The organism is Streptomyces luteolus (genome assembly GCF_029968015.1).
Classification (GTDB): Bacteria; Actinomycetota; Actinomycetes; order Streptomycetales; family Streptomycetaceae; genus Streptomyces; species Streptomyces luteolus.
Genome location: NZ_JASCIS010000002.1, coordinates 12,550 through 35,897 on the forward strand (window position 1 = coordinate 12,550; position 23,348 = coordinate 35,897).

17 protein-coding genes are annotated in these 23,348 nt (G+C 71.8%); 10 read left to right on the forward strand and 7 right to left on the reverse strand.

All coding sequences use genetic code 11. The features are described 5' to 3' along the window. Nucleotides 1–54 precede the first annotated feature (54 nt). The 6 genes from QIT00_RS01845 to QIT00_RS01870 all read right to left on the reverse strand — a co-directional run bounded on the left by QIT00_RS01845 (nucleotide 55) and on the right by QIT00_RS01870 (nucleotide 6,813). Entirely contained in the window at nucleotides 55–1,107 is a 1,053-nt protein-coding gene (locus QIT00_RS01845; protein ID WP_282533242.1) for an ABC transporter permease, read from the reverse strand. Further along, nucleotides 1,104–2,594, reverse strand: a complete 1,491-nt coding sequence (locus QIT00_RS01850) for a sugar ABC transporter ATP-binding protein (protein WP_282533483.1) — start codon at nucleotides 2,592–2,594, stop codon at nucleotides 1,104–1,106. Before QIT00_RS01850 ends, QIT00_RS01845 begins: the two co-directional genes overlap by 4 nt. Before the next feature lie 293 nt (nucleotides 2,595–2,887). Continuing rightward, the gene (locus tag QIT00_RS01855; protein ID WP_282533243.1) at nucleotides 2,888–4,069 is read right to left on the reverse strand and encodes an ROK family transcriptional regulator; all 1,182 of its coding nucleotides are present in this window, start codon (nucleotides 4,067–4,069) and stop codon (nucleotides 2,888–2,890) included. Between the two features lie 185 nt (nucleotides 4,070–4,254). Beyond that, nucleotides 4,255–4,929, reverse strand: coding sequence for a GntR family transcriptional regulator (locus tag QIT00_RS01860; protein ID WP_282533244.1), 675 nt, complete (start codon nucleotides 4,927–4,929; stop codon nucleotides 4,255–4,257). A 132-nt stretch (nucleotides 4,930–5,061) separates the two neighbouring features. Next, nucleotides 5,062–6,018, reverse strand: a complete 957-nt coding sequence (locus tag QIT00_RS01865) for a beta-ketoacyl-ACP synthase III (RefSeq protein ID WP_282533245.1) — start codon at nucleotides 6,016–6,018, stop codon at nucleotides 5,062–5,064. 144 nt (nucleotides 6,019–6,162) lie between these two features. Continuing rightward, complete coding sequence (locus tag QIT00_RS01870; RefSeq protein WP_282533246.1) at nucleotides 6,163–6,813, reverse strand: class I SAM-dependent methyltransferase; 651 nt, start codon at nucleotides 6,811–6,813, stop codon at nucleotides 6,163–6,165. A gap of 269 nt (nucleotides 6,814–7,082) precedes the next feature. Between QIT00_RS01870 and QIT00_RS01875 the strand changes: the two genes are divergently transcribed. The 7 genes from QIT00_RS01875 to QIT00_RS01905 all read left to right on the forward strand — a co-directional run bounded on the left by QIT00_RS01875 (nucleotide 7,083) and on the right by QIT00_RS01905 (nucleotide 17,517). After that, nucleotides 7,083–8,078, forward strand: coding sequence for a 2-dehydropantoate 2-reductase (locus tag QIT00_RS01875; protein WP_282533247.1), 996 nt, complete (start codon nucleotides 7,083–7,085; stop codon nucleotides 8,076–8,078). Then, nucleotides 8,075–10,024, forward strand: coding sequence for a molybdopterin oxidoreductase family protein (locus QIT00_RS01880; protein ID WP_282533248.1), 1,950 nt, complete (start codon nucleotides 8,075–8,077; stop codon nucleotides 10,022–10,024). The genes QIT00_RS01875 and QIT00_RS01880 overlap by 4 nt, the downstream gene beginning before the upstream one ends. A gap of 9 nt (nucleotides 10,025–10,033) precedes the next feature. After that, a complete protein-coding gene (locus tag QIT00_RS01885) occupies nucleotides 10,034–12,028 on the forward strand; it encodes an NAD(P)H-dependent oxidoreductase subunit E (RefSeq protein ID WP_282533249.1) in 1,995 nt (664 codons plus the stop codon). A gap of 28 nt (nucleotides 12,029–12,056) precedes the next feature. Further along, on the forward strand, nucleotides 12,057–12,917 hold the full coding sequence (locus tag QIT00_RS01890; protein ID WP_282533250.1) for a 2Fe-2S iron-sulfur cluster-binding protein: 861 nt from the start codon (nucleotides 12,057–12,059) through the stop codon (nucleotides 12,915–12,917). 7 nt (nucleotides 12,918–12,924) lie between these two features. Continuing rightward, on the forward strand, nucleotides 12,925–13,818 hold the full coding sequence (gene fdhD, locus QIT00_RS01895; protein ID WP_282533251.1) for a formate dehydrogenase accessory sulfurtransferase FdhD: 894 nt from the start codon (nucleotides 12,925–12,927) through the stop codon (nucleotides 13,816–13,818). Between the two features lie 497 nt (nucleotides 13,819–14,315). After that, complete coding sequence (locus tag QIT00_RS01900; RefSeq protein ID WP_282533252.1) at nucleotides 14,316–16,211, forward strand: exo-alpha-sialidase; 1,896 nt, start codon at nucleotides 14,316–14,318, stop codon at nucleotides 16,209–16,211. Between the two features lie 106 nt (nucleotides 16,212–16,317). Beyond that, nucleotides 16,318–17,517, forward strand: coding sequence for a DUF4185 domain-containing protein (locus QIT00_RS01905; protein ID WP_282533484.1), 1,200 nt, complete (start codon nucleotides 16,318–16,320; stop codon nucleotides 17,515–17,517). Here QIT00_RS01905 and QIT00_RS01910 read toward each other — a convergent pair. Beyond that, on the reverse strand, nucleotides 17,453–18,538 hold the full coding sequence (locus tag QIT00_RS01910; protein ID WP_282533253.1) for a bile acid:sodium symporter family protein: 1,086 nt from the start codon (nucleotides 18,536–18,538) through the stop codon (nucleotides 17,453–17,455). The genes QIT00_RS01905 and QIT00_RS01910 overlap by 65 nt on opposite strands. 179 nt (nucleotides 18,539–18,717) lie before the next feature. Between QIT00_RS01910 and QIT00_RS01915 the strand changes: the two genes are divergently transcribed. The 3 genes from QIT00_RS01915 to QIT00_RS01925 all read left to right on the forward strand — a co-directional run bounded on the left by QIT00_RS01915 (nucleotide 18,718) and on the right by QIT00_RS01925 (nucleotide 23,344). Beyond that, nucleotides 18,718–19,605, forward strand: a complete 888-nt coding sequence (locus QIT00_RS01915) for a LysR family transcriptional regulator (RefSeq protein ID WP_282533254.1) — start codon at nucleotides 18,718–18,720, stop codon at nucleotides 19,603–19,605. Nucleotides 19,606–20,086: 481 nt separating this feature from the next. Beyond that, nucleotides 20,087–21,910: an AMP-dependent synthetase/ligase gene (locus QIT00_RS01920; RefSeq protein WP_282533255.1), complete on the forward strand. Its 1,824-nt coding sequence runs from the start codon at nucleotides 20,087–20,089 to the stop codon at nucleotides 21,908–21,910. 168 nt (nucleotides 21,911–22,078) lie between these two features. Next, nucleotides 22,079–23,344: an ABC transporter substrate-binding protein gene (locus QIT00_RS01925; RefSeq protein ID WP_282533256.1), complete on the forward strand. Its 1,266-nt coding sequence runs from the start codon at nucleotides 22,079–22,081 to the stop codon at nucleotides 23,342–23,344. The last annotated feature ends 4 nt before the right edge of the window (nucleotides 23,345–23,348 follow it).

Here is a 23,348-nt window from a genome sequence, read left to right on the forward strand (position 1 = left end):
GTAAGACCGGTCTCTACGGGGAAGTGCGGTGCTGCACAGGGAAGTTCGGGCTGGTCAGGGCGTGTGCGACGTACGCCGCTGGACGAGCACCGCGGCGACGATGATCGCGCCCTTGGCGATCTGCTGGGTCGCGCTCTCCAGGTTGTTGAGCGCGAAGATGTTCTGGATCGTGATGAAGATCAGTACGCCGAGGACGGAGCCGGTGACGGTGCCTCGGCCGCCGCTGAGCAGGGTGCCGCCGATGATCGCGGCGGCGATGGCGTCCAGCTCGTACAGGTTGCCGTTGGTGTTCTGGCCCGAGCCGGCGAGCACGATCAGCAGGAACGCGGCGATGCCGCAGCACAGGCCGGACAGCAGATACAGGTAGAGGCGCTGACGGCGGACATCGATGCCGGCGAGCCGGGCAGCCTCGGCGTTGCCGCCGACCGCGACGGTGCGGCGGCCGAACGTGGTCCGGTTGAGGACCAGCCAGCCGATCACGGTGACGGCGGCGAACACCAGGACGAGCGGCGGGATACCGAGGAGGTACGCGTCGCGCTCGCCGAGGTCGAGGACCGACGGGATGGTCACCATCTGCGTCTTGCCCTCGGTGATCTGCAGGGCGAGCCCGCGCGCCGAGGCCAGCATGGCGAGGGTGGCGATGAACGGCACCATGCCGCCGTACGCGATGAGCACGCCGTTGACGAGTCCGCAGCCCAGGCCGACGATCACGGCGGTGAAGAGGATGCCCGCGAAGCCGTACTCCTGGGTGGCGACGGTGGTGGCCCAGACGGAGGCGAGGGCGACGATCGCGCCGACGGACAGGTCGATGCCGCCGGAGGTGATCACGAACGTCATGCCGACTGTGACCACGCCGATCACCGAGGCCTGCGTGAGGATCAGCTGGACGTTGCTGGTGGCGAGGAACGCGTCGGGCTTGGTGAGGCCGCCGATCAGGGCGAGCCCGACGAGGACGCCGATCAGGGACAGGGTGCGCACATCGGCGCGGAACAGGCGGGCGCTCCAGGGGCTGCCGCCACCGCCGCCGGAAGCGGACTTCCCAGATCCGGGTCCGCCGCCGTCGAGCAGAGGTCCCTCCTGCCGTGCGGGCGTCGTCGGGTGCGTCATGACGCCGGGCTCCCTTCCATCACGAGGTCGAGTACGCGGTGTTCGTCGAGGTCGCGCGCGGGCGCGGTGTGGACGACGCGGCCCTCGCGCAGGACGAGGACGCGGTCGGCGAGGCCGAGGACTTCGGGCACTTCGCTGGAGACGAGGAGCACGCCGAGCCCGTCGTCGGCGAGCCGCCGGATCACGGCGTACAGCTCGGCGCGAGCGCCGACGTCCACGCCGCGGGTGGGCTCGTCGAGAAGCAGCACCCGGCAGCCGCGGAGCAGCCAGCGGGCGAGGACGGCCTTCTGCTGGTTGCCGCCGGAGAGGGTGCGCACGGGCGCGGAGGGCCGGTCGGGCTTGAGGGACAGCTCGCGGGTGGCGCGGCGCGCGGCGGTGAATTCGGCGCCCCGGTCGAGCCAACCGCCGCGTGAGAAACGGGACATGGAGGAGACGGAGACGTTCCGGGTGATGGACTCCAGCATCAGCAGGGCCTGTGCCTTGCGCTCCTCGGGGGCGAGGCCGAGTCCGGCGCGTACGGCGGCCCGCACGCTCCCGGTCTTCAACGCCCGCCCGTCGACGTGCACTTGACCGGCGTCCGGTTTGCGTGCGCCGTAGATGGTCTCCAGGATCTCGGAGCGCCCGGAGCCCACGAGTCCGGCGAGCCCGACGATCTCGCCGGGGCGCACGTCCAGGTCGAGGGGTGCGAACTCGTCGGCGCGGGTGAGTCCCCGTACCGTCAGCAGTGGTTCGGCGAGGGCCGCTCGGGCGGGCCGCTCGGGGAAGACGTACTCGACGTTGCGGCCGGTCATCAGGGCGACCACGTCACGGGTGGGCGTGGATTTGGCGGGCAGTCCGCCGGCGACGGCGCGGCCGTCCTTGAGGACGGTGACGCGGTCGCCGATGCGGCGGATCTCCTCCAGGCGGTGCGAGATGTAGACGACGGCGACACCGTCGGCGGTGAGGTCGGCGACGATCCGGAAGAGGTTGGCGACCTCGTCGGGGTCGAGCGCGGCGGATGGCTCGTCCATGACGATGAGCCGTACGTCGTGGGAGAGCGCCCGCGCCATGGAGACGATCTGCTGCTGCGCGGCGGAGAGTTCGCCGACGAGCCGGGCCGGGTCGATCTCCGGGTGGCCGAGCCGGCGAAGCAGCCCGGCGGCGGCGTTCCGCGCCTCCCGGCCGCGTACGACGAAGCCGGCGGCGGTGGGCTCGTGCCCGAGGAAGACGTTCTCGGCGACGGAGAGCCCCTCCACCAGGTCGAGTTCCTGGTAGATGGTGGCGACGCCGAGGCGCATGGCGGCGATCGGCGACTTCAGGGTGACGGTGTCGCCGCGCCAGGTGATGCGGCCGCCGTCGGGCTGGTGGGCGCCGGCGAGCACCTTGATGAGGGTGGACTTGCCGGCACCGTTCTGCCCGAGCAGACAGTGCACTTCACCGGCACGCACCTCCAGGTCCACGCCGTCGAGGGCGCGGACGCCGGGGAAGGACTTGGTGATGCCGGACATGGTGAGCAGGGGCGGCGTGTCGGCGGAGGTCACCGGCTCGGCGCCGGGCAGGGGTGGTTCTGGTGCCATGGTGGATTCCCTCGCGGGTGCGGGGTGCGGGGCCGGTTCAGAGCAGAGCAGGTTCAGGGCAGAGCAGGTTCAGGGCAGAGCAGGGCAAAGCGGGCGGTGCGGGACGCGCTGTGCTGTCGTACGGGCTATGCGGGTGCTGTCGTACGGGCTTGCTGCTGTGCGGTCGTATGGGCTTGCTGCTGTGCGGTCGTACGGGCTTGCTGCTGTGCGGTCGTACGTACCGGTCAGGCCGGTGAGAACAGGTGGTCGCTGATCAGGCGGGCGGCGCCGATGACTCCGGCGACGGGCCCCAACTCGCCCAGGACGATGGGGAGGTTGCCGGTCGCGAGGGGCAGCGACTGGCGGTAGACCTGGGTGCGGATCGCGGCGAGGAGCGTGTGCCCGAGTCCGGTCACGCCACCGCCGATCACCACCAGGCCGGGGTTGAAGAAGCTGACGAGTCCGGCGATGACCTGGCCGGTGCGGTTGCCGCCCTCGCGGATGAGTTCGAGGGCGACGGCGTCGCCCGCGGCAGCGGCGGCGGCCACGTCGACGGCGGAGAGGGAGCCCGCGGCTTCGAGCCGGCCGGCCAGCTCCGCCGAGCGGCCCTGGGTGGCGGCCTCCTCGGCGTCCCGGGCGAGGGCGGCGCCGCTGAAGTGCGCCTCCAGGCAGCCCTTGTTGCCGCAGGCGCAGGGCCGTCCGTCGGGTTCGACCTGGATGTGGCCGATGTCCCCGGCGCTGCCCGTCGTACCGCGGTAGACCTCGGCGCCGACGACGAGGCCGCAGCCGATGCCCGTACCGATCTTGACGCAGATGAAGTCGTCCACGGAGCGGGCGACTCCGGCGTGCTGTTCGCCCATGGCCATCAGGTTCACGTCGTTGTCGACCATGACCGGGCAGCCCAGGTCCTGGCTGAGCGCCTCGCGCACCGGGAAGCCGTCCCAGCCGGGCATGATCGGCGGTGCGACGGGGACGCCCTCGGGGAACCGGACGGGTCCCGGCACTCCGATGCCGCAGCCGTCGAAGCCCTCGGCGAGCCCGGAGGCCTTCAACTTGGCGGCCATGGCGAGGACTTGCTCGAAGACCGCGACGGGCCCCTCGCGTACGTCCATCGGCTGGTTGATGTGGCCGAGCACTTCCAGCTCGGCGTTGGTGACGGCCACGTCGACCGAGGTGGCGCCGATGTCGGCGCCGAGGAAGCGGAGTTCGGGGGCGAGCCGGATGTTGTGCGAGCGGCGGCCGCCGCGCGAGGCGGCGAGTCCGTCGGCGACGACCAGGCCGGTCTCCAGGAGCCGGTCGACCTCGACGGCCAGCTTCGACCGGGAGAGGTCGACCTGATCGCCCAGCTGGGCACGGGAGTTGGGCCCGCCGTCACGCAGCAGGCGGAGCAGTCGCGCCTGGTGCGCGTTCGCGGGTCGAGCCGTCATGCGCCTCACGCCGCCCCTCCCACCGTCGACAGGCCTCATCGGTCGCCACCGCCCCCGATGGGGCCTGGCTTTCGAGGGGAACGTAGCAGCGGCTGCCGGGGGTGGGAAGAACTTGCGCAGGAAGTGGGTCCTACTTTTTCCTGTGGCAGGACAAAGGGTGGTCGTCGGCAGGGCGAGCGGGCGTGCTACGCGTTGCGCTGGTGGTACGTCGCCCGAGTGTGCTCCGTGTGCGCACGCATCACTTCCGTCGCGCGCCCCTCGTCGCGGGCGCTGATCGCCGCGATCAGCTCGCGGTGCTCGATCCACGACTGCTTGCCGCGCTGCCGGGCCACGGGTGTGTAGTACCAGCGGACCCGCCGGTCCACCTGGCCCGCGAGTTCGGCGAGGACGACGTTTCCGGCGAGCTCCATCACCTTGGCGTGGAAGGCGGCGTTGGTGGCTACGACGGTGTCCACCTCGCCGTCGGCCACGGCCTGTTCGCCGGTGGCGCAGAGCTCCTCGAGTGCGGTGATCCCGGCCGAGGTGGCGTTGGCCGCGGCGAGCCGGGCGGCCTCGGCCTCCAACAGCGTGCGGACGGTGAGGAGTTGATCGGCCTCCTCCTCCGTCGGCTCGTGCACGAACGCGCCCTGGGCGGGGCGCAGGTCGACCCAGCCCTCGGTGTTCAGCCGCTGCAGCGCCTCGCGCACCGGCTGCCTGGAGACGCCCAGGTGCCCGGCCAGCTCGCTCTCGACCAGGTGCTGGCCCGGGCGCAGGGCGCGGGTGGTGATGAGTTCGAGCAGGGCCTCGTACACCCGCTCGCGCAGCGGGCCCGGCCGCTCCAGTTTCGGCACGGCACCGTGCGGCAGTCCTGCGGACAACATCGCGGTCCCCCTCGTCGGCACGCGGCCGCTCCGATGGCAACAGTGGACGTATTGGCTATCGTCTACAGTCTACCGAGCGCCATGGCCGGCACACAGGGAAGTCGGGCTCGTCACAGCAGGCGCGGTCCGCCCTTACGGGCAGCGCACGACCTGACCCGCGTACGACAGGTTCCCGCCGAAGCCGAAGAGCAGCACCGGTGCACCGGGCGGGACCTCGCGCCGTTCGACGAGCTTGGACAGGGCGAGCGGGATGCTCGCGGCCGAGGTGTTGCCCGACTCCACGACATCCCGGGCGACGACCGCGTTGACGGCCCCGATGCGCTGGGCGACGGGTTCGATGATGCGCAGGTTGGCCTGGTGGAGCACGACCCCGGCGAGGTCCTCGGGCGCGAGTCCGGCGCGCTCGCACACCCTCCGGGCGATGGGCGGGAGCTGGGTGGTCGCCCACCGGTACACGCTCTGGCCCTCCTGCGCGAAGACCGGCGGCGTGCCCTCGATGCGCACGGCGTGCCCCATCTCCGGCACGGAGCCCCAGAGCACGGGACCGATGCCCGCCTCCTCCCCGTCCGCCACGGCCTCGACGACCGCGGCGCCCGCGCCGTCCCCGACCAGGACACAGGTCGTACGGTCGCTCCAGTCCGTGACGGCGGACATGTTGTCGGCGCCGATCACCAGGGCGCGGGTCGCCGAGCCCGCCCGGATCGCGTGGTCCGCGGTGGCCAGGGCGTGCGGGAACCCGGCGCAGACCACGTTCAGGTCGAGCACGGCGGGCGAGGGCATGCCGAGGCGGGCGGCGACGCGGGCGGCGGTGTTCGGGGAGCGGTCGACCGCGGTGGAGGTGGCGACGACGACCAGGTCGATCTCCTCGGCGGTGCGGCCCGCCCCGGCCAGGGCCTTGGCGGCGGCCTGGGCGGCGAGCGCGTCGACGGGCTCGTCGGGTCCCGCGATGTGCCGGGTGCGGATGCCGACCCGGCTGCTGATCCACTCGTCGCTGGTGTCGACGAGCCGCGCGACGTCGTCGTTGGTGAGCACCTTCGTGGGCTGATGGTGGCCGACCGCGGTGATACGCGTGCCGTTCGTGCCGTACATGGTGCGGGGCCTCCGACGCCGGGTGCTGAGCAGGAGGCCCCAGTCTCGTCAGCGACTCACGGGTAGCACGGCACGCAAGGTGACAGTTTTTGGCCGGTGTCCTTGGAGCTTTCCCCTACCCGCCCCTTCCCGCACGGGTCCGACTCACCGCACCCTGCGCGCCCGCAGCACCACGTCCTCGTGGTGGTGCGCGCCCGCGCCGCCCTCGATCTCGCGCGGCCGCCGCTCATGCACCTCGACCTCCCAGTCTTCGGTGAGCAGCGCGGCGACCGTCGCGGGCAGGACATAGTCATCCGGGTCGAAGCCCGCCTCCTGGGCGTGCTCGGCGTCGACGACGTGGTGGACGAGCAGCAGGACGCCGCCGACCTTCACGGCTGCGAGCAGCGCGCGCTCCGCCGTCGCGCCGGGTGTGCGGAGCAGGGCCGGGTACTGGGCGGAGACCAGGTCGAAGGAGCCCGGCGCGAGATCCGCCCCGGTCAGTTCGGCGTGGACCCAGTGGACGGAGACCCCGGCGTCGCGCGCGTGCGCGGCCGCCCGGTCGAGTGCCACGCCGGAGACCTCGACCGCGGTCACGTCCCAGCCGCCGCGCGCGAGCCAGATGGCGTCGGCGCCCTCGCCGCAGCCCACGTCGAGGACCCGCCCCGGCGTGAGCCCGGCGGCCTCGGCCACCAGCGCGCCGTTGGGCCGGCCGCTCCACAGCCGCTCCCGGTCGGCGTACTTGTCGTCCCACTCCGCACGTACAGAAGCGTCGCCGAGGTAGCCGTCGCGACGGGGTGCTGCGATGTCATCAGTCATGCGCACACCGTGCCTCGGCCGCCCCCGCGACGCCCACAAAACTTGCCGATACGGCAAACCTGGCCCCAGCAACGGTTGCCAATGTGCCGTGCGACCCCTTGTCGCCCCAACTTCCATACTGTAGACAATATTTCGTCGACACAGGTACGGGTGCGACACCGTGCCGCACCGTGCGGCACCGCGCGACACCGCGCGACACCATGCGACTCCCTGAAGCACCTGCCGGTGCTTCACCTCCCTCGGTCCCCTCAACCGACAGGAGCCACACCGTGAAAGTCGCAGTCCTCGGCGCCGGAGCGATCGGCGCCTACGTCGGAGCCGCGCTGCACCGCGCGGGCGCCGACGTCCATCTCATCGCCCGTGGACCGCACCTGGCGGCCATGAGGCGGCACGGAGTGCGCGTGCTCAGCCCTCGCGGCGACTTCACCGCGCGGCCGCACGCCACCGACGACCCGGCCGGGATCGGCCCGGTCGACCATGTCTTCCTGGGCCTGAAGGCGACCTCGTACGCGGCGTGCGGGCCGCTCGTGGCGCCGCTGCTCCAGGAGCACACCAGCGTGATCGCGGCCCAGAACGGCATCCCCTGGTGGTACTTCCACCGGCACGGCGGGCCGTACGACGGACACCGGATCCAGAGCGTCGACCCCGGCGGCTCGGTCAGCGCGGTGCTCGCCCCGCGGCGGGCCGTCGGCTGCGTCGTGTACGCGGCCACGGAGCTCGAAGGGCCGGGCGTGGTGCGGCACTTGGAGGGCACCCGGTTCTCCGTCGGCGAGCCCGACCGGTCCGTGTCGAAGCGCTGCCTGGAGTTCAGCGAGGCCATGCGGGCGGGCGGACTGAAGTGCCCCGTCGAACCAGAGCTGCGCGACGACATCTGGATCAAGCTGCTCGGCAACATCTCGTTCAACCCGATCAGCGCCCTGACCCGTGCGACGATGCGCCAGATGTGCGTGCACGGCACGACGCGCGAGGTCATCGAGCAGATGATGCGGGAGACCCTGGCCGTCGCGCACGCACTCGGCTGCCGACCGGAGGTCTCCGTGGAGCGGCGCATCGCGGGCGCCGAACGCGTCGGCGACCACCGCACCTCCACCCTCCAGGACCTGGAGCGCGGCAAGCCCCTCGAACTCGACGTGCTGCTCGCCGCAGTGCTGGAACTCGCCACGGTCACCGGCGTTCCGGTGCCCACGCTCCGTACCGTGCACGCCCTCTCGGATCTCCTTGCCACGCGCACCCAGCCGACAAGTCCGGAAAGCGAGGCGGCATGAGGAAACGCGACCGCGCCCCGAAGACCTACAACCGGCTCACCCACCCCCTGGTCCGCGACGGCAAGGGCGGGCCGCTGCGCCGAGCCACCTGGGACGAGGCGCTCGCCAAGGCCGCCGAAGGCTTCCGGAACGCGCGCGTGGCGCACGGCCCCGACGCGTTCGCGATGCTGTCCTGCGCCCGCGCGACCAATGAAATGAACTATGTGGCGCAGAAGTTCACCCGCGTCGTCATGGGCACCAACAACGTGGACTCCTGCAACCGCACCTGCCACGCCCCGAGCGTCGCCGGGCTCTCCGCCGTCTTCGGCTCGGGCGGCGGCACGTCCTCGTACGAGGAGGTCGAGCACACCGACCTGATCGTGATGTGGGGCTCCAACGCCCGCTTCGCGCACCCGATCTTCTTCCAGCACGTCCTGAAGGGGATACGCAACGGGGCGCGGATGTACGCGGTCGACCCGCGCCGCACCTCCACCGCCGAGTGGGCCGAGTCCTGGCTCGGGCCGAACGTCGGCACCGACATCCCCCTCGCGCACGCCGTCGCCCGCGAGATCATCCACGCCGGGCTGCACAACGAGGCGTTCATCGAGCGAGCGACCAGCGGCTTCGAGGAGTTCCGCGCCCTGGTCGAACCCTGGACGCTCTCCCTCGCCGAGAAGGTCACCGGCGTACCGGCCGCCGCGATCCGCGACCTCGCGCACGCCTACGCCAGAGCCGAACGCGCCCAGCTCTGCTGGACGTTGGGCATCACCGAGCACCACAACGGCACCGACAACGTCCGCGCCCTGATCAACCTGGCGCTGCTCACCGGGCACGTCGGACGGTACGGCGCCGGGGTGCAGCCGCTGCGCGGGCAGAACAACGTCCAGGGCGGCGGCGACATGGGCGCCATCCCCAACCGGCTCCCCGGCTTCCAGGACATCCTCGACGACGGCCACCGCGCCAAGTTCGAGGCCGCCTGGGACACGGTGATCCCACCGCGGTACGGGATGACGCTCACGGACATGTTCGAGGCGATGGGGCCGACGGCAGGGCACAGATCGCTGCGCGCGGTGTACTGCATCGGCGAGAACCCGGCCCAGTCGGAGGCCGACAGCGAGCAGGCCCTGCGCCGCCTGGCCGCGCTCGACCACCTGGTCGTGCAGGACATCTTCCTGACGAAGACCGCCGAGCTGGCGGACGTCGTCCTGCCCGCCACGGCCTCCTGGGCGGAGACCGACGGCACCACCACCAACAGTGAACGCCGCGTCCAGCGCGTACGGGCCGCGCTCACCCCGCCCGGCGAGGCCCGCGAGGACATCGACATCATCTGCGAGATCGCCGAACGCCTGGGCCACGCCTGGAAGTTCGCGGACGCGGAGTCGGTCTGGAACGAGCTGCGCGCCCTGTCCCCCGACCACTTCGGCATGACGTACGACAGGCTGGAGGAGCACCAAGGCCTCCAGTGGCCCTGCCCGGATCTGGAGGCGCTGCCGTCCAGTTTCCTGCACGGGCGCCTGTGGGACCCGGACCCCGAACTCCGTGGCCGCCGCGCCCCGTTCGGCCTCGTCGAGCACGACCCGCCGGTGGACCTCACCGACGAGTCGTACCCCCTGCGCCTGACCACCGGCCGGCGCCTCGACTCGTACAACACCGGTGTGCAGAGCGGCGGTTTCGCCTCTCCGCTGCGGCGCGGCGAGTACGTCGAGCTGTGCCCGGAGGACGCGGAGCGGTACGGCGTGGTGGTGGGCGAGGAGGTACGGGTGGCCTCGCGGCGCGGCACGGTGATCGCGCCGGTCTGGGTCGACCCGGGCCTGCGCCCCGGCCTCGCCTTCATGACCATGCACTTTCCCGACGAGGTGGACACCAACCTGCTCACGATCGAGGCGAACTGTCCGATCGCGGGCACGGCGGAGTTCAAGGCGTCGGCGATCCGGATCGAGAAGCTCGACGTGGCCGTGAGGAGCTGAGGAGCCGACATGGATCTGCACTTCGGTGACAGCAAGCCGACCGACGAGGAGCGTGCCGCCGTCGACGCCCTCCTCGGCCCGCCCGAGTCCCCCTGGGAGGGCGCGTCGGACCGCCCCGACGCGGACCTGCGCTGGGCCCGCGGCGGCCGCACGGCCCGGGACCGGCGCGACCTGCTGCTGCCGGGGCTGCACGCCGTGAACGACCGGATCGGCTGGATCAGCGAGGGCGCGCTCGCCTACCTGTGCAGGCGGCTGACGGTGCCGCCGGCGGAGGCGTACGGGGTGGCGACGTTCTACTCGATGTTCGCGGTGCGGCCGCGCCCGGCGACGCGGGTGCAGGTGTGCACGGATCTGGCGTGCGCGGCACGGGGTTCGGCCGAGCTCTGCTCGGAACTGGAGTCCCGCCTCGGGCCGTCCGGCACGGTATGGGAGAAGAGCCCGTGCCTGGGCCTGTGCGAACGGGCTCCGGCGGCGCTGGTGACGCGGGCGGGTCCGCCTGCGGCGCGCTCTCTCCCCGCCCCGCCCCTTCCCGAAAGTCCTGCCGGACGGGCCTCCTCAATCGCCGGAGGGGCTCAAATTGAGCCCCTCCGGCGATTGAGGAGCGGGGGTCCGGGGGCTGGCCCCCGAAGCGCCGCAGGCTTTCGGGAAGGGGCGGGGCGGGGAGAACAACACGCGACCGCCGTCCTCGCGCCCGCGACGGTGGACACGGTCATCCGGGGAACCGAATCCCCGGAAACGGCCACCCCCGAAGCCCCGGCGGCAGCCGCCGTTCCCCAGGCAGGCCAGGAAGGCCTGACCCTGCTCAAAAGGATCGGCAAGATCGACCCGTACAGCCTCGACGACTACCGATCCACCGGCGGCTACGAAGCCCTCCGCAGAGCCTTCCGGCTCGGCCCCGCCGAAGTGATCCGCGAGGTCACGGACGCCGGCCTCCTCGGCCGAGGAGGAGCCGCCTTCCCCACGGGAAGAAAGTGGCAGGCCACCGCCTCCCAGCCCGACCACCCCCACTACCTCGTCTGCAACGCCGACGAATCGGAACCCGGCACCTTCAAGGACCGCGTCCTGATGGAGGGCGACCCGTACGCGCTGATCGAGGCGATGACGATCGCCGGGTACGCGACCGGCGCCCACCTCGGCTACCTCTACCTGCGCGGCGAGTACCCGCGCGCCCTCGAACGCCTCACCCACGCCCTCGCGCAGGCCCGCGCCCGCGGCCTCCTCGGCGACGACGTGCTCGGGCAGGGGTACGCCTTCGACATCGAGCTCCGGCGCGGCGCGGGCGCGTACATCTGCGGGGAGGAGACCGCGCTGTTCAACTCCATCGAGGGGTACCGGGGCGAGCCCCGCTCCAAGCCGCCGTTCCCCGTCGAGAAGGGCCTGTTCGGCAAGCCCACGGCCGCCAACAACGTCGAGACGCTCGTGAACGTCCTGCCGATCCTGACCATGGGCGCCCAGGCGTACGCGGCGATCGGCACACCCACCTCCACCGGGCCGAAGCTCTTCTGCGTCTCCGGGAACGTGGACCGCCCCGGCGTCTACGAGCTGCCGTTCGGCGCGACGCTCGGCGATCTGCTCGAACTCGCCGGGAAACCGGACCAGTTGCGGGCCGTGCTGCTCGGCGGTGCCGCGGGCGGGTTCGTGCGCGGGGACGAGCTGGACATCCCGCTGACCTTCGAGGGCACCCGCGAGGCCGGCACCACCCTCGGCTCGGGTGTGGTGCTCGCCCTCGACGACACCGTCCCGCTCCCCCGCATGCTCCTCCGCATCGCCGAGTTCTTCCGCGACGAGTCCTGCGGCCAGTGCGTACCCTGCCGGGTCGGCACCGTACGGCAGGAGGAGGCGCTGCACCGGATCGCCGAGCGCACCGGGGCCGCCGCAGCCGACGACATCGCGCTCCTGCGGGACGTGGGGCGGGCCATGAAGGACGCCTCGATCTGCGGTCTGGGCCAGACCGCGTGGAACGCCGTCGAGTCCGCCATCGACCGCCTCGGAACGTACGCATGACCGCCATCGACCGTCTGGGAGCGTACGCATGACCGCCATTCCGCTGCAGCCGCCGCGTCGTCTCGTGGAGTTCACGCTGGACGACGAACCCGTACGGGTCCCCGAGGGCGCCACCGTCCTGGACGCCTGCCGGGCCGCGGGCAAGGACATCCCGACGCTCTGCGAGGGCGACACGCTCACCCCGAAGAACGCCTGCCGGGTGTGCGTGGTGGAGGTCGAGGGCGCGCGTACCCTGGCGCCCGCCTGTTCCCGCAGGGCCGAGCCCGGCATGGAGGTCCGTACGGACACCGAGCGCGCCCGGCACAGCCGCAGGCTGGTCCTCGAACTCCTCGCGTCCTCGGTCGACTTGTCGACCACCCCGCGCGTCCAGGAGTGGCTGAAGGAGTACGAGGCGAAGCCCGACCGCTTCGGCCCGGACGCGGCCCGCCTGAACGAGTCCCCGAAGGTCGACAACGACCTGTACGTACGCGACTACGACAAGTGCATCCTCTGCTACAAGTGCGTGGACGCCTGCGGCGAGCAGTGGCAGAACACCTTCGCGATCGCCGTCGCCGGGCGCGGCTTCGACGCCCGGATCGCCGTCGAGCACGACGCCCCGCTCACCGACTCCGCGTGCGTGTACTGCGGCAACTGCATCGAGGTCTGCCCGACGGGCGCGCTCAGCTTCAAGAGCGAGTTCGACATGCGGGCGGCCGGTACGTGGGACGAGTCGGCCCAGACGGAGACGACCACGGTGTGCGCGTACTGCGGTGTGGGCTGCAACCTGACGCTGCACGTGCAGGACAATGAGATCGTCAAGGTCACCTCGCCGCACGACAACCCGGTGACCCACGGCAACCTCTGCATCAAGGGCCGCTTCGGCTATCAACACGTACAGAACCGGGACTGATCACCTGATGGGACGCGTCACCGAGCGACGCCGCGTCATCCGTGTCCGGGACGGGGCGGTCTCCACCCGCCCGGACACGCTGGTCGCGGAGGAGCCGCTGGAAATCCGCCTGAACGGCAAGCCCCTCGCGATCACGATGCGCACACCGGGCGACGACTTCGCGCTCGCCGCCGGGTTCCTGGTGAGCGAGGGCGTACTCGGCGCGGCGGACGAGCTGCGGTCCATCGTGTACTGCGCGGGGGCTACGCAGGAGGGCTCCAACACGTACAACGTGGTGGACGTGTCGACCGCCCCCGGAGTCCCCCTCCCGGACATCACGCTCGAACGGAACGTCTACACGTCCTCGTCCTGCGGCCTGTGCGGCAAGGCCAGTCTGGACGCGGTGCGGACGACGGCGCGCTGGCCCATCGACGACGCGACCGGCGACGGCACGCACGGCACGGACCACCAGAAACGCAGCACTCCCCCGGTCCGGCTCGAACCCGCCCTGCTCGCGAGCCTCCCCGACCGGCTCCGCGCGGCCCAACGGGTCTTCGACCGGACCGGGGGCCTGCACGCGGCGGCGCTGTTCACGGAGGACGGCGACCTGGTCGACGTGCGGGAGGACGTGGGGCGGCACAACGCGGTCGACAAGCTGGTCGGCCGCGCGCTGCAGGACGACCGGCTTCCGCTGGCCCGCACGATCCTGCTCGTCTCCGGGCGTGCCTCCTTCGAGCTGGCGCAGAAGGCCGTGATGGCGGGCATCCCGGTGCTCGCCGCGGTCTCCGCGCCGTCCTCGCTCGCCGTGGACCTGGCGGCCGAGACGGGGCTCACGCTTGTGGGCTTCCTGCGCGGCACCTCCATGAACGTGTACGCGGGCGACCATCGCATCGCCCTGCAGGCCGCGGCCGGTCAGGGCTGACCGCGAGCGCCCGCGTACGCGGCGGCGGGGTCCCGGCCGGCGAGGAGCGCCCCCTGCACCGGCCGGACCCGTGCGCGCTGCCCCGCAGGGGCGTCGCCCCTACGTACCCCGGTCGCCCTCCGGGCTCGTCCTCAAGCGCCGGACGGGCTGCTTCATGCCGTCGTTCGGCCAGCCCGCCATCGTGGCTGGTCGCGCAGTTCCCCGCGCCCCTCAAAAGATGCGCAGTTCCCCGCGCCCCTATCAATAGCCCCTCCGGCGTTTGAGGAGCGGGGGTCTGGGGGCTGGCCCCCAGGAGCTGTCCGCAGGCCACGCGGCGCCAGCCGCACATCGACACAGCCGGGAAGGGGCGGGGAGGGGAAAAGCAACGCCCGCGCAGGTCCTTGTCGCCGCCTATCACCCCAAGTACCTTCAGGAAACCGGACATTGGACGTGGGATGTCCGGATGACGTGAACGTGCAGCAGATGCCGCGCAGGACCGCAGAAGGGCAGGTATCCACATGCCGTCCGGACCCCGCAGAGCCTTACGCCCCCTCCTCGCCACCCTCACCGCCCTCGCCCTGGCAGCCCCCGCCACGATCGCACAAGCCTCCCAACGCGCCCCCGAAGCGACGGACTTCACGCAGCAGGTCCTCTTCAAGGCCTCCCAGGACCCGGGCTACGCCTGCTTCCGCATCCCGGCCGTCGTGCAGACAACTTCAGGGACCCTGCTCGCGTTCGCCGAGGGCCGGGTGAACGACTGCACGGACGCGGGCGACATAGACCTCGTCCTCAAACGCTCCACGGACGGCGGCCGCACCTGGGGCCCGCTGCAGGTCGTCAACGAGGGCGCGGGCGACACCCACGGCAACCCGGCGCCCATGGTGGACCGCGAGACCGGCCGCATCCTGCTGGCCGAGACCTGGAACCCGGGCAAGCCCGGCGGCGGCAACTGCGACGTGCCCTGCGAGCGCACCCCGCACCTCCAGTACAGCGACGACGACGGCCGCAGCTGGTCCGAGCCGCGCGACCTCAGCGACCAGATCCTGCCGGGGCACTGGAACTCCTGGTACGCGACGGGCCCGGTGCACGGCATCCAGCTGGAGCGCGGGCCGCACGCGGGCCGGCTCGTCTTCGGCGTCAACACCGAGACGTGGAACGGCAGTCGGGTCACCGCCAACCACGCCGCGCTGATCCACAGCGACGACGGCGGCGACACGTGGAAGGTCGGCGCGACCGACTCCTGGCCGATAGCGCAGGACGGCACGTTCCGCCAGAAGCCCTCCGAGGTTACGCTCACCGAGCGCGGCGACGGCGAGATCTATGTCAGCGGACGCGAGCAGGACGGCACCGACCTCGGCCACCGCACCCACGCCGTGAGCCGGGACGGCGGCGCGTCCTTCACCGGCAAGTTCCGCGCGATCCCGGACCTGTACGCACCCCAAGTGCAGTGCGCGACGGTCGGCCTTGAGCACCGGATGCTTCTCTCCTGCCCGGCCGACCCGGACCGGCGGCGCACGATGATGGTGCGTTCCTCGTACGACGGGGGCCGTACCTGGGACAGCGTGGACCGCGGCACGGTCGTGTCCACCGACTGGTCCGGCTACTCCGACCTGGTGGCGATCGGCGGCGCGGGCCGCACTCCGGCGACTGTCGGCCTCCTCTACGAGGGCGGCGCGGTGGACGCGCGCGACGAGATCCGCTTCGCCCGCTTCACCGAGGACTGGCTGAAGCCCCGCCGCGGCCCCGATCCGACCACCCCGGACCTGGCGTTCGGAGCACCCGGCGCCACGGTGCTCGGCGGCGGCAGGGCGACCTCGGGCCGGTTCGGCGGCGCGCTCGCCCTCGACGGCACCGACGACGCCGTACGCCTGCCGTATCGCTCGCAACTCCCGCTGTACGACGACGAGTTCACGGCCTCGCTCTGGTTCCGTTACTCGGCCAAGAGCGGCGAGCATCCGCTGCTGTGGATGGGTGGCGTCGGCACGAAGCAGCCGCAGGTGTGGCTGCGCGGCGAGCCCGCCTCGGGGCGGATCATGGGCCTGATGACCGCGCGGGACGGCGCCGCGGCGCCCCGCTCGGCGTGGGTGCGCAACACGTCCGCGCTGAACGACGGCAAGTGGCACCACGCCGTACTGCGGCGCACCGAGGGCGAGTTCAGCCTCACCGTCGACGGCACGAAGGTCGCCACGACGGGGGCCGTGCCCGGTTCGGTGAGCCGGACGTCCGGGTTCGGCGTGCACGTCGGTCAACGCGTCGACAGCCGGGCCCACTTCGCGGGCGCGATCGACGAGGTCCAGGTGTGGGACCGGGCGCTGAGCGACGCCGAGCTGAAGCGGCTGCGCACACGCGGCGGCGCTGTGCCCCTCGGCACCGTGCTGCGGCTGCCGTTGGACCGGATCAACGGCAGCCGTTAACGTCCCGTGCGTGTCAGCCGCTGAACGAACGAGGCATACGAGGCGCACGAGGCGTACGGGGAAGCCCGCGGCCCGGCGGTGGCCGTACGGCACCGGTCTGGTGCTGCTGCTCGCCGCCGTCCTCGCGGGCACCCTGTTCACCGCCCTCCCGGACCGGGACGACCGGAAGGGCGGCGCCGCGTGCGCCCCGCGCAAGGTGGCGTCCTGGACGGCGGACCAGCGCACGACCGGGGAGTTCGCCCGGTACGGCAACGACGCGTCCCGTGACGACGACTGGTCCGGCGGCGACGGCACCCACTCGGTGCGGCTGCCGGACGGACGGGTCCTGTGGCTGTTCTCGGACACGTTCCTCGGCAAGGTGCACGGACCGCCGAACCTCTCCGGCCAGCCGCACGCCTGGCGGGACACGACCGCCCCGTTCGTGCGGAACTCGGCGGTGGTGATGGGCCGTTCGGGTCGACTTGAGCGGACCCTGCCCGCCCCGCTGTTCGCCGATCCGGCGGCGGGCCAGTGGCGCTGGCCGGTCGCGGCGAAGGTCGAGCCCCGCTCCCCCGGCTCCTCCGAACAGGTCGTCCGCGTCCTGCTGTGGACCCGCGCCACCGGCACCGGGCCGTGGATCTACGGGCTGCCCCTGGCCACCGAGGTCGCCACGCTCTCCCTGCCGGACCTGCGCCTGGAGGGCACGGTCCGGGTCTCCGACCAGAGCGGCGTCAAGGACCCGGTCGAGCGCGTCCTGTACGGGACGACGGCGGTCGACGGCAAGGAATACACGTACGTCTTCGGCGGCAACGACGGGAAGACGGCGGTGCGGCCCGCCTCGGAGGCGTACGTGGCCCGCGTCCCGCACGGGCGGCTCGCCGAGCCCGGCGCCTGGCGGTACTGGGACGGCGAGGGCTGGGGCAGCGAGGCCGCACCGGTGCTCGGGGACGGGGAGAAGAAGGGCGTGGGCAGCGCGTACACCGTCGTACGGGACGAGGGGACGTGGGTCCTCTTCACGATGGCGGCGGGGGCAAAGGGCCTGTCGACGATCACGTCGTACTGGTCGTGCGCGCCGAACGGGCCCTGGCACGGCCCGGCGAAGGGCTTCGCGCCGCCGCTGCCACCGGACGGGGCGGCGCGGCAGAGCACCGCCGTCTACAACCCGCAGGCACACCCCGCGCTGCGGTCCGACGACGGCCGGCTGCTGCTGAGCTACGACGTGAATTGGCTGGAGTCGGACCCGCGGGCGGCGCAGGCGAACGTCAGCCGGAACGTGTCGCTGTACCGGCCACGGTTCCTGCGGCTGCGGCTCGCTCCAGGCGACTGATCGGGCCGGCGTCCGGTGCTGCCGCCGCCTCGGGCGGTACGGCGTCGGCGGCGGCCTCGGGGTCGCGGGAGCGGCGCTTGGCGATGACGGCGCAGACCATCAGCTGCATCTGGTGGAAGAGCATCAGCGGAAGGACCGCGAGCGAGGCCTGCGCGCCGAACAGCACGCTGGCCATGGGCAGTCCGGCCGCCAGGGACTTCTTCGACCCGGCGAACTGGATCGCGACCCGGTCGGCCCGGGAGAAGCCAAGTCGCTTCGCGCCGAACCAGGTCAGCGTCAGCATCGCGGCGAGCAGCACGGCCTCGACGCCGAGGAGCGCGAGCAGCCGCAGCGGGGTGACCTGGTTCCAGATGCCGGCGACCATGCCCTGGCTGAACGCGGCGTAGACGACGAGCAGGATGGAGCCGCGGTCCACCAGGCCGAGGACCTTCTTGTGCCGGGCGACGAACGGGCCGATCCAGCGCCGCAGCAGCTGCCCGGCGAGGAACGGCACGAGCAGTTGCAGCACGATCTTGACGAGCGAGTCCGCGGAGAACCCGGCGTGCCCGCCGATGAGCCCGGCGGCGAGCAGCGGCGTCAGCACGATCCCGGCGAGCGACGAGAACGACCCGGCGCAGATCGCGGCGGGCACGTTGCCGCGCGCGATGGACGTGAACGCGATCGACGACTGCACGGTCGACGGCACGAGGGTCAGGAACAGGAAGCCGCTGTACAGCGCGGGCGTCAGGACGTACGGCACGAGCCCGCCCGCGGCCAGGCCGAGCAGCGGGAAGACCGCGAACGTACAGGCGATGACGGTGAGGTGGAGCCGCCAGTTGCGCAGGCCGTCCAGCGCCTCGCGGGTGGAGAGCCGGGCGCCGTAGAGGAAGAACAGGAAGGCGACCGCGCCGGTGGCCGCACCGGAGGCGACCTCGGCGCCCGTGCCCCGCGCGGGCAGCAGCGCCGCGATGCCCACCGTGCCGAGCAGCAGCAGGACGTACGGGTCGATCGGCATCCAGGACGGCCAGGTCGGGCGTTTCACGGTGCGCTGTGCTCCAGTGCGGTGGGCGGGGTCGGTGACGGTGACAGTGACGGTGACGGGAGGGGCATGCGATGCGGAGCGTGCCCTCTCCATCGTCCTCCTGAACGCCGTGATCGGGAATCCGGGATACGGGACTGACTGCTATCGCGATACGTGATAAGGACGCTAGCCTGGCGTGCATGTACGACCCCGCGCAACTGCGCACCTTCCTGGCCGTGGCGCAGACCCTGAGCTTCACGCGGGCCGCGCGCCGGCTCGGCCTGCGCCAGTCGACGGTCAGCCAGCACGTGCGGCGCCTGGAGGACGCGACGGGCCGCACGCTCTTCGCACGGGACACGCACAGCGTGGAGCTGACCGAGGACGGCGAGGCGATGCTCGGTTTCGCCCGCACGATCCTGGAGGCGCACGAGCGGGCGGCGGCGTTCTTCGCGGGCACGCGGCTGCGCGGGCGGCTGCGGTTCGGCGCCTCGGAGGACTTCGTCCTCACCGAACTGCCGGAGATCCTCAAGGCGTTCCGGCGCGAGCATCCGGAGGTCGACCTGGAGCTGACGGTCGAGCTCTCCGGCACGCTGCACCGCAGGCTCGCGGACGGGCGGCTCGACCTGGTCCTCGCGAAGCGCCATCCACGGGACGGGGAGGCGGAGGGGACGCTGGTGTGGCGGGACGAGCTGGTGTGGATCGGCGCCGAGACCGGCGGGGAGCGGCTGCGGGTCGACCCGCGGGAGCCGGTGCCGCTGATCGTCTACCCCCCGCCGGGCATCACGCGGGCCCGCGCGCTCGAAGTCCTGGAGCAAAGCGGCCGCGCGTGGCGCATCGCCTGCACGAGCGGCAGCCTCAACGGCCTGGTGGCGGCGGCCCGCGCGGGCCTCGGCGTGATGGCCCACACCCGCAGCCTGATCCCGCCGGGCCTGGTCCGGATTCGCTCGGGCCTGCCGGACCTCGGCGGCGTCGACTTCGTACTCCGCCACGGCCGCACCCGGGCCCGCGCCCAGGAGGCGGCGGACGCGCTCGCGTCGGCGATCCTGGCGGGCGGGGACCGGTTGCACCGGGGCGGGCAGGAGCGCTGAAGCGCCTTGCCTGCGGGCGCAGTTCACCCGGCCCACCGGGGTCCGTGCGAAACTCCCGGAATGCCAGCATGGATCACCCCGCGCCGCCTTCCCGAAAGCCTGCGGCAGCTTCGGGGCTGCGCCCCCCGCCTTCTGCTCCGTCTTTTCGGCTGCCGCGCCGTCGTGGCTGGTCGCGCAGTTCCCCGCGCCCCTAAAAACAGCCCCTCCGGCGTTTGAGGAGCGGGGGCCGGGGGCGGAGCCCCCGGAGCCGACCGCAGGTCTTTCGGGAAGGGGCGGGGAGGGGAGAAACCGCCCCACGTGACCGCCGCGTACAGATTCCGTGGAGGTTACGGAACCGAAACTTACCCCGAAGTAGGTATCGCCCCATTTCGCCGCCTGACCTGTGACGATGACGGCCATCCGAGGCCCGCCACCCCCTCCCGCCCGGAAGCCGCGTGGGGTACCGTCACCCGCGCTGTGTGGAGCGCCACAAGGAGAACCATTGCGCGAGTTCACCTCACCTCCCCTGGCGTCGGCGCCGCCGGTGGGCGGTCTGGCCGATGTCGTCTTCGACCATGCCCTCGAGGACCCCTTGCGCATCGCCCTGGGACGCAAGGTCGACGGCGAGTGGCGGGACGTCACGTCGGCGGAGTTCCGTGACGAGGTCCTCGCCCTGGCCAAGGGCCTGCTCGCGCACGGCGTACGCTTCGGCGACCGCGTCGCCATCATGTCCCGTACGCGCTACGAGTGGACGCTCTTCGACTTCGCCCTGTGGACCATCGGCGCGCAGGTCGTGCCGGTCTACCCGACCTCCTCCGCCGAGCAGGTCTTCTGGATGCTGTACGACGCCGAGGTCTCGGCCTGCGTCGTGGAGCACGAGGACCACTCGATGACGATCGGCTCGGTCATCGACCGGCTGCCCGCGCTGCGCCGCCTGTGGCAGCTGGACTCGGAGGCGGTCGGTGAACTGGTGGCCGCGGGCGAGCACATCGACGACGAGGTGGTGCACCGCCACCGTCGTGCGGTGACGCCCGACTCGGTCGCGACGGTGATCTACACCTCCGGTACGACGGGCCGCCCCAAGGGCTGCGTGATCAGCCACGCCAACTTCATGTACGAGGCGGACACCCTGGTCGCCCGCTGGGAGCCGGTCTTCCACTCCAAGCGCGGCGACGAGGCGACCACGCTGCTCTTCCTGCCGCTCGCGCACGTCTTCGGGCGGATGGTGGAGGTCGCGGCGATCCGCGGCCGGGTCAAGCTGGGCCACCAGCCGAACCTGAACGCGGCCGCGCTGCTGCCCGATCTGGCCGCGTTCCGGCCGTCGTTCATCCTGGCCGTGCCGTACATCTTCGAGAAGGTCTTCAACGCGGCCCGCAGGAAGGCCGAGACGGACGGCAAGCTCGGGCCGTTCGACAAGGCCGTCGAGGTCGCGGTGAAGTACTGGGACGCGATGGAGCACAAGGCGTTCGGCACCGGGCCGGGCCCCTCGGCGGCGCTGCGGATGCAGCATCAGCTCTTCGAGAAGCTGGTGTACTCCAAGGTCCGCGCGGCCATGGGCGGCCGGGTGCGGCACGCGATGTCCGGCGGCTCCGGCATGGACCGCAGGCTCGGCCTGTTCTTCGCCGGCGCGGGCGTGCTGATCTTCGAGGGGTACGGGCTCACCGAGTCGACCGCCGCCGCGACCGCCAACCCGCCGGAGCAGACCCGCTTCGGCACGGTCGGCCGCCCGATCCCCGGCACCACGGTGCACATCGCGGACGACGGCGAGGTGTGGCTCTACGGCGACCAGGTGTTCCAGGGCTATCTGGGCAACCCGAAGGCCACGGACGAGGCACTGCACGAGGGCTGGCTCGCCACCGGCGACCTGGGCCACCTCGACGAGGACGGCTATCTGACGATCACCGGCCGCAAGAAGGAGATCATCGTGACCTCCGGCGGCAAGAGCGTCTCGCCCTCGCAACTGGAGGAGCGGGTACGGGACCATCCGCTGGTCGCGCAGTGCATCGTCGTCGGCAACGACCGGCCGTACATCGCGGCGCTCGTCACCCTGGACAGCGACTCCGTCGAGCACTGGCTGAACATGCGCGGCAAGCCCAGCCTCAGCCCGGCCGACCTGGTGCGCGACCCGGACCTGGAGACGGAGATCCGGCGCGCGGTGGTCGCCGCCAACACGCTGGTCTCGCAGGCCGAGTCGATCCGTACGTTCCGGATACTGGCGCACCAGTTCTCCGAGGAGCACGGCCTGCTCACCCCGTCCCTGAAGCTCAAGCGGAAGGCGATCGAGCAGACCTACGAGGCCGAGGTGGAGGCCCTCTACCGCGCGTGAGCGCCTTCGGCAAGAGGGCCCGGCGGCGGCCGTTACCGCTCGTGCGTCCCGTCGACAAGAGGGCCCGGCGCCACTTCTGACGGTTCATCAATTACCGATGCGTCAGTTATTGACGGTTCATCAGGTCGGCCACAGAATCTCCCTCACTTCGACGGAGGGAACCGGCCCGTGCCTCGACGCAACCGCATCCGCACCTTCGCCGCCGCGGCCGCCCTGCTGCTCGCCGCCACCGCCACCGCCTGCAACTCCGCCGCGACCCCTGCCTCCGGCGGGGAGAAGGGCGGTTCGGCGCGCGGGGTGAGCGACGACAGCATCAAGGTCGGCGGCATCGTCTCCATGACCACGTCCAGCGGCTACAGCAAGAAGGACACCGACCTCGGCGCCAAGGCCCGCTACGACCGCGCCAACGCCGAGGGCGGCGTGCACGGCCGGACCATCGACTACCTGGGCGCGGAGGACGACGGCCAGGACCCCGCCAAGAACCTCGCATCGGCCCGCAAACTCGTCCAGCGGGACAAGGTGTTCGCGGTGTCGCCGATGAGCTCGGTCGCCTTCTCCGGGGCCGACTTCCTGAACAGGGAGAGGGTGCCGACCTTCGGCTGGGGCACTCTTCCGCAGTTCTGCGGGCCCGAGTACATCTACGGCTTCGGCGGCTGCATGGTCCCGATGCCGGGCGGCACCATCACACAGAGCTGGCCCGAGGGCCTCGCCGACGTGATGGGCGGCGCGAAGGGCAAGTCCGTCGCGATCCTCGCCAACGACAACGACGCCGGCACCTTCGCCATCCGCACCTACAAACAGGGCTTCGCCGCCGCCGGTTTCGACGTGACGTACGCGAAGGCCGTCGTCCCCGCCGCGTCAGCGCCCAGCGACTGGTCCGCGTACACCAAGGAGATCCTGCGCAGCGACGGCGGGAAGGCGCCGGACGCGGTGGTCTCGGTGATGCAGACCCCGTACAACATCGGTCTGTTCACGGCGGTCAAGCGCAGCGGCTTCAAGGGCGTGATCACCGATCCCACCGACTACGACCCCGGCCTGCTCGCCAAGAGCGCCAGCCGTAAGGCGCTCGACGGCGTGCATGTGCTGCTGACCTTCGAGCCGTTCGAGTCGGACAGCGCGCGGATGCAGCAGTTCAAGGCCGACATCAGGAAGGCCGCCGGCAAGGACGTGCCGCTCAACATGCACATGATGACCGGCTACATGTCCGCCGACCTGTTCCTCGCAGTCGCCGAGAAGGCCGGCCGCGACCTCACCACGGCCTCCTTCCAGAAGGCCGCCAAGGGCTTCTCCGACAAGGACACGATGGTCGGCGACCGCGAACTGCCCAAGGGCCAGAAAGAGTCCTTCGGCTGCGGCGCGCTCGTCCAGCTCAAGAACGGCCGGTACGAGGTGTCCTCGCCGTTCAAGTGCTACGAACCCATCCCCTTCAAGTAGGGGC

Bases quoted from the DNA above. Each gene is read 5' to 3' on its own strand.
- QIT00_RS01845 (WP_282533242.1), bottom strand. From the start codon at position 1,107: ATGACGCACCCGACGACGCCCGCACGGCAGGAGGGACCTCTGCTCGAC.
- QIT00_RS01850 (WP_282533483.1), bottom strand. From the start codon at position 2,594: ATGTCCGGCATCACCAAGTCCTTCCCCGGCGTCCGCGCCCTCGACGGC.
- QIT00_RS01855 (WP_282533243.1), bottom strand. From the start codon at position 4,069: ATGACGGCTCGACCCGCGAACGCGCACCAGGCGCGACTGCTCCGCCTG.
- QIT00_RS01860 (WP_282533244.1), bottom strand. From the start codon at position 4,929: ATGTTGTCCGCAGGACTGCCGCACGGTGCCGTGCCGAAACTGGAGCGG.
- QIT00_RS01865 (WP_282533245.1), bottom strand. From the start codon at position 6,018: ATGTACGGCACGAACGGCACGCGTATCACCGCGGTCGGCCACCATCAG.
- QIT00_RS01870 (WP_282533246.1), bottom strand. From the start codon at position 6,813: ATGACTGATGACATCGCAGCACCCCGTCGCGACGGCTACCTCGGCGAC.
- QIT00_RS01880 (WP_282533248.1), top strand. From the start codon at position 8,075: ATGAGGAAACGCGACCGCGCCCCGAAGACCTACAACCGGCTCACCCAC.
- QIT00_RS01885 (WP_282533249.1), top strand. From the start codon at position 10,034: ATGGATCTGCACTTCGGTGACAGCAAGCCGACCGACGAGGAGCGTGCC.
- QIT00_RS01890 (WP_282533250.1), top strand. From the start codon at position 12,057: ATGACCGCCATTCCGCTGCAGCCGCCGCGTCGTCTCGTGGAGTTCACG.
- fdhD (WP_282533251.1), top strand. From the start codon at position 12,925: ATGGGACGCGTCACCGAGCGACGCCGCGTCATCCGTGTCCGGGACGGG.
- QIT00_RS01900 (WP_282533252.1), top strand. From the start codon at position 14,316: ATGCCGTCCGGACCCCGCAGAGCCTTACGCCCCCTCCTCGCCACCCTC.
- QIT00_RS01915 (WP_282533254.1), top strand. From the start codon at position 18,718: ATGTACGACCCCGCGCAACTGCGCACCTTCCTGGCCGTGGCGCAGACC.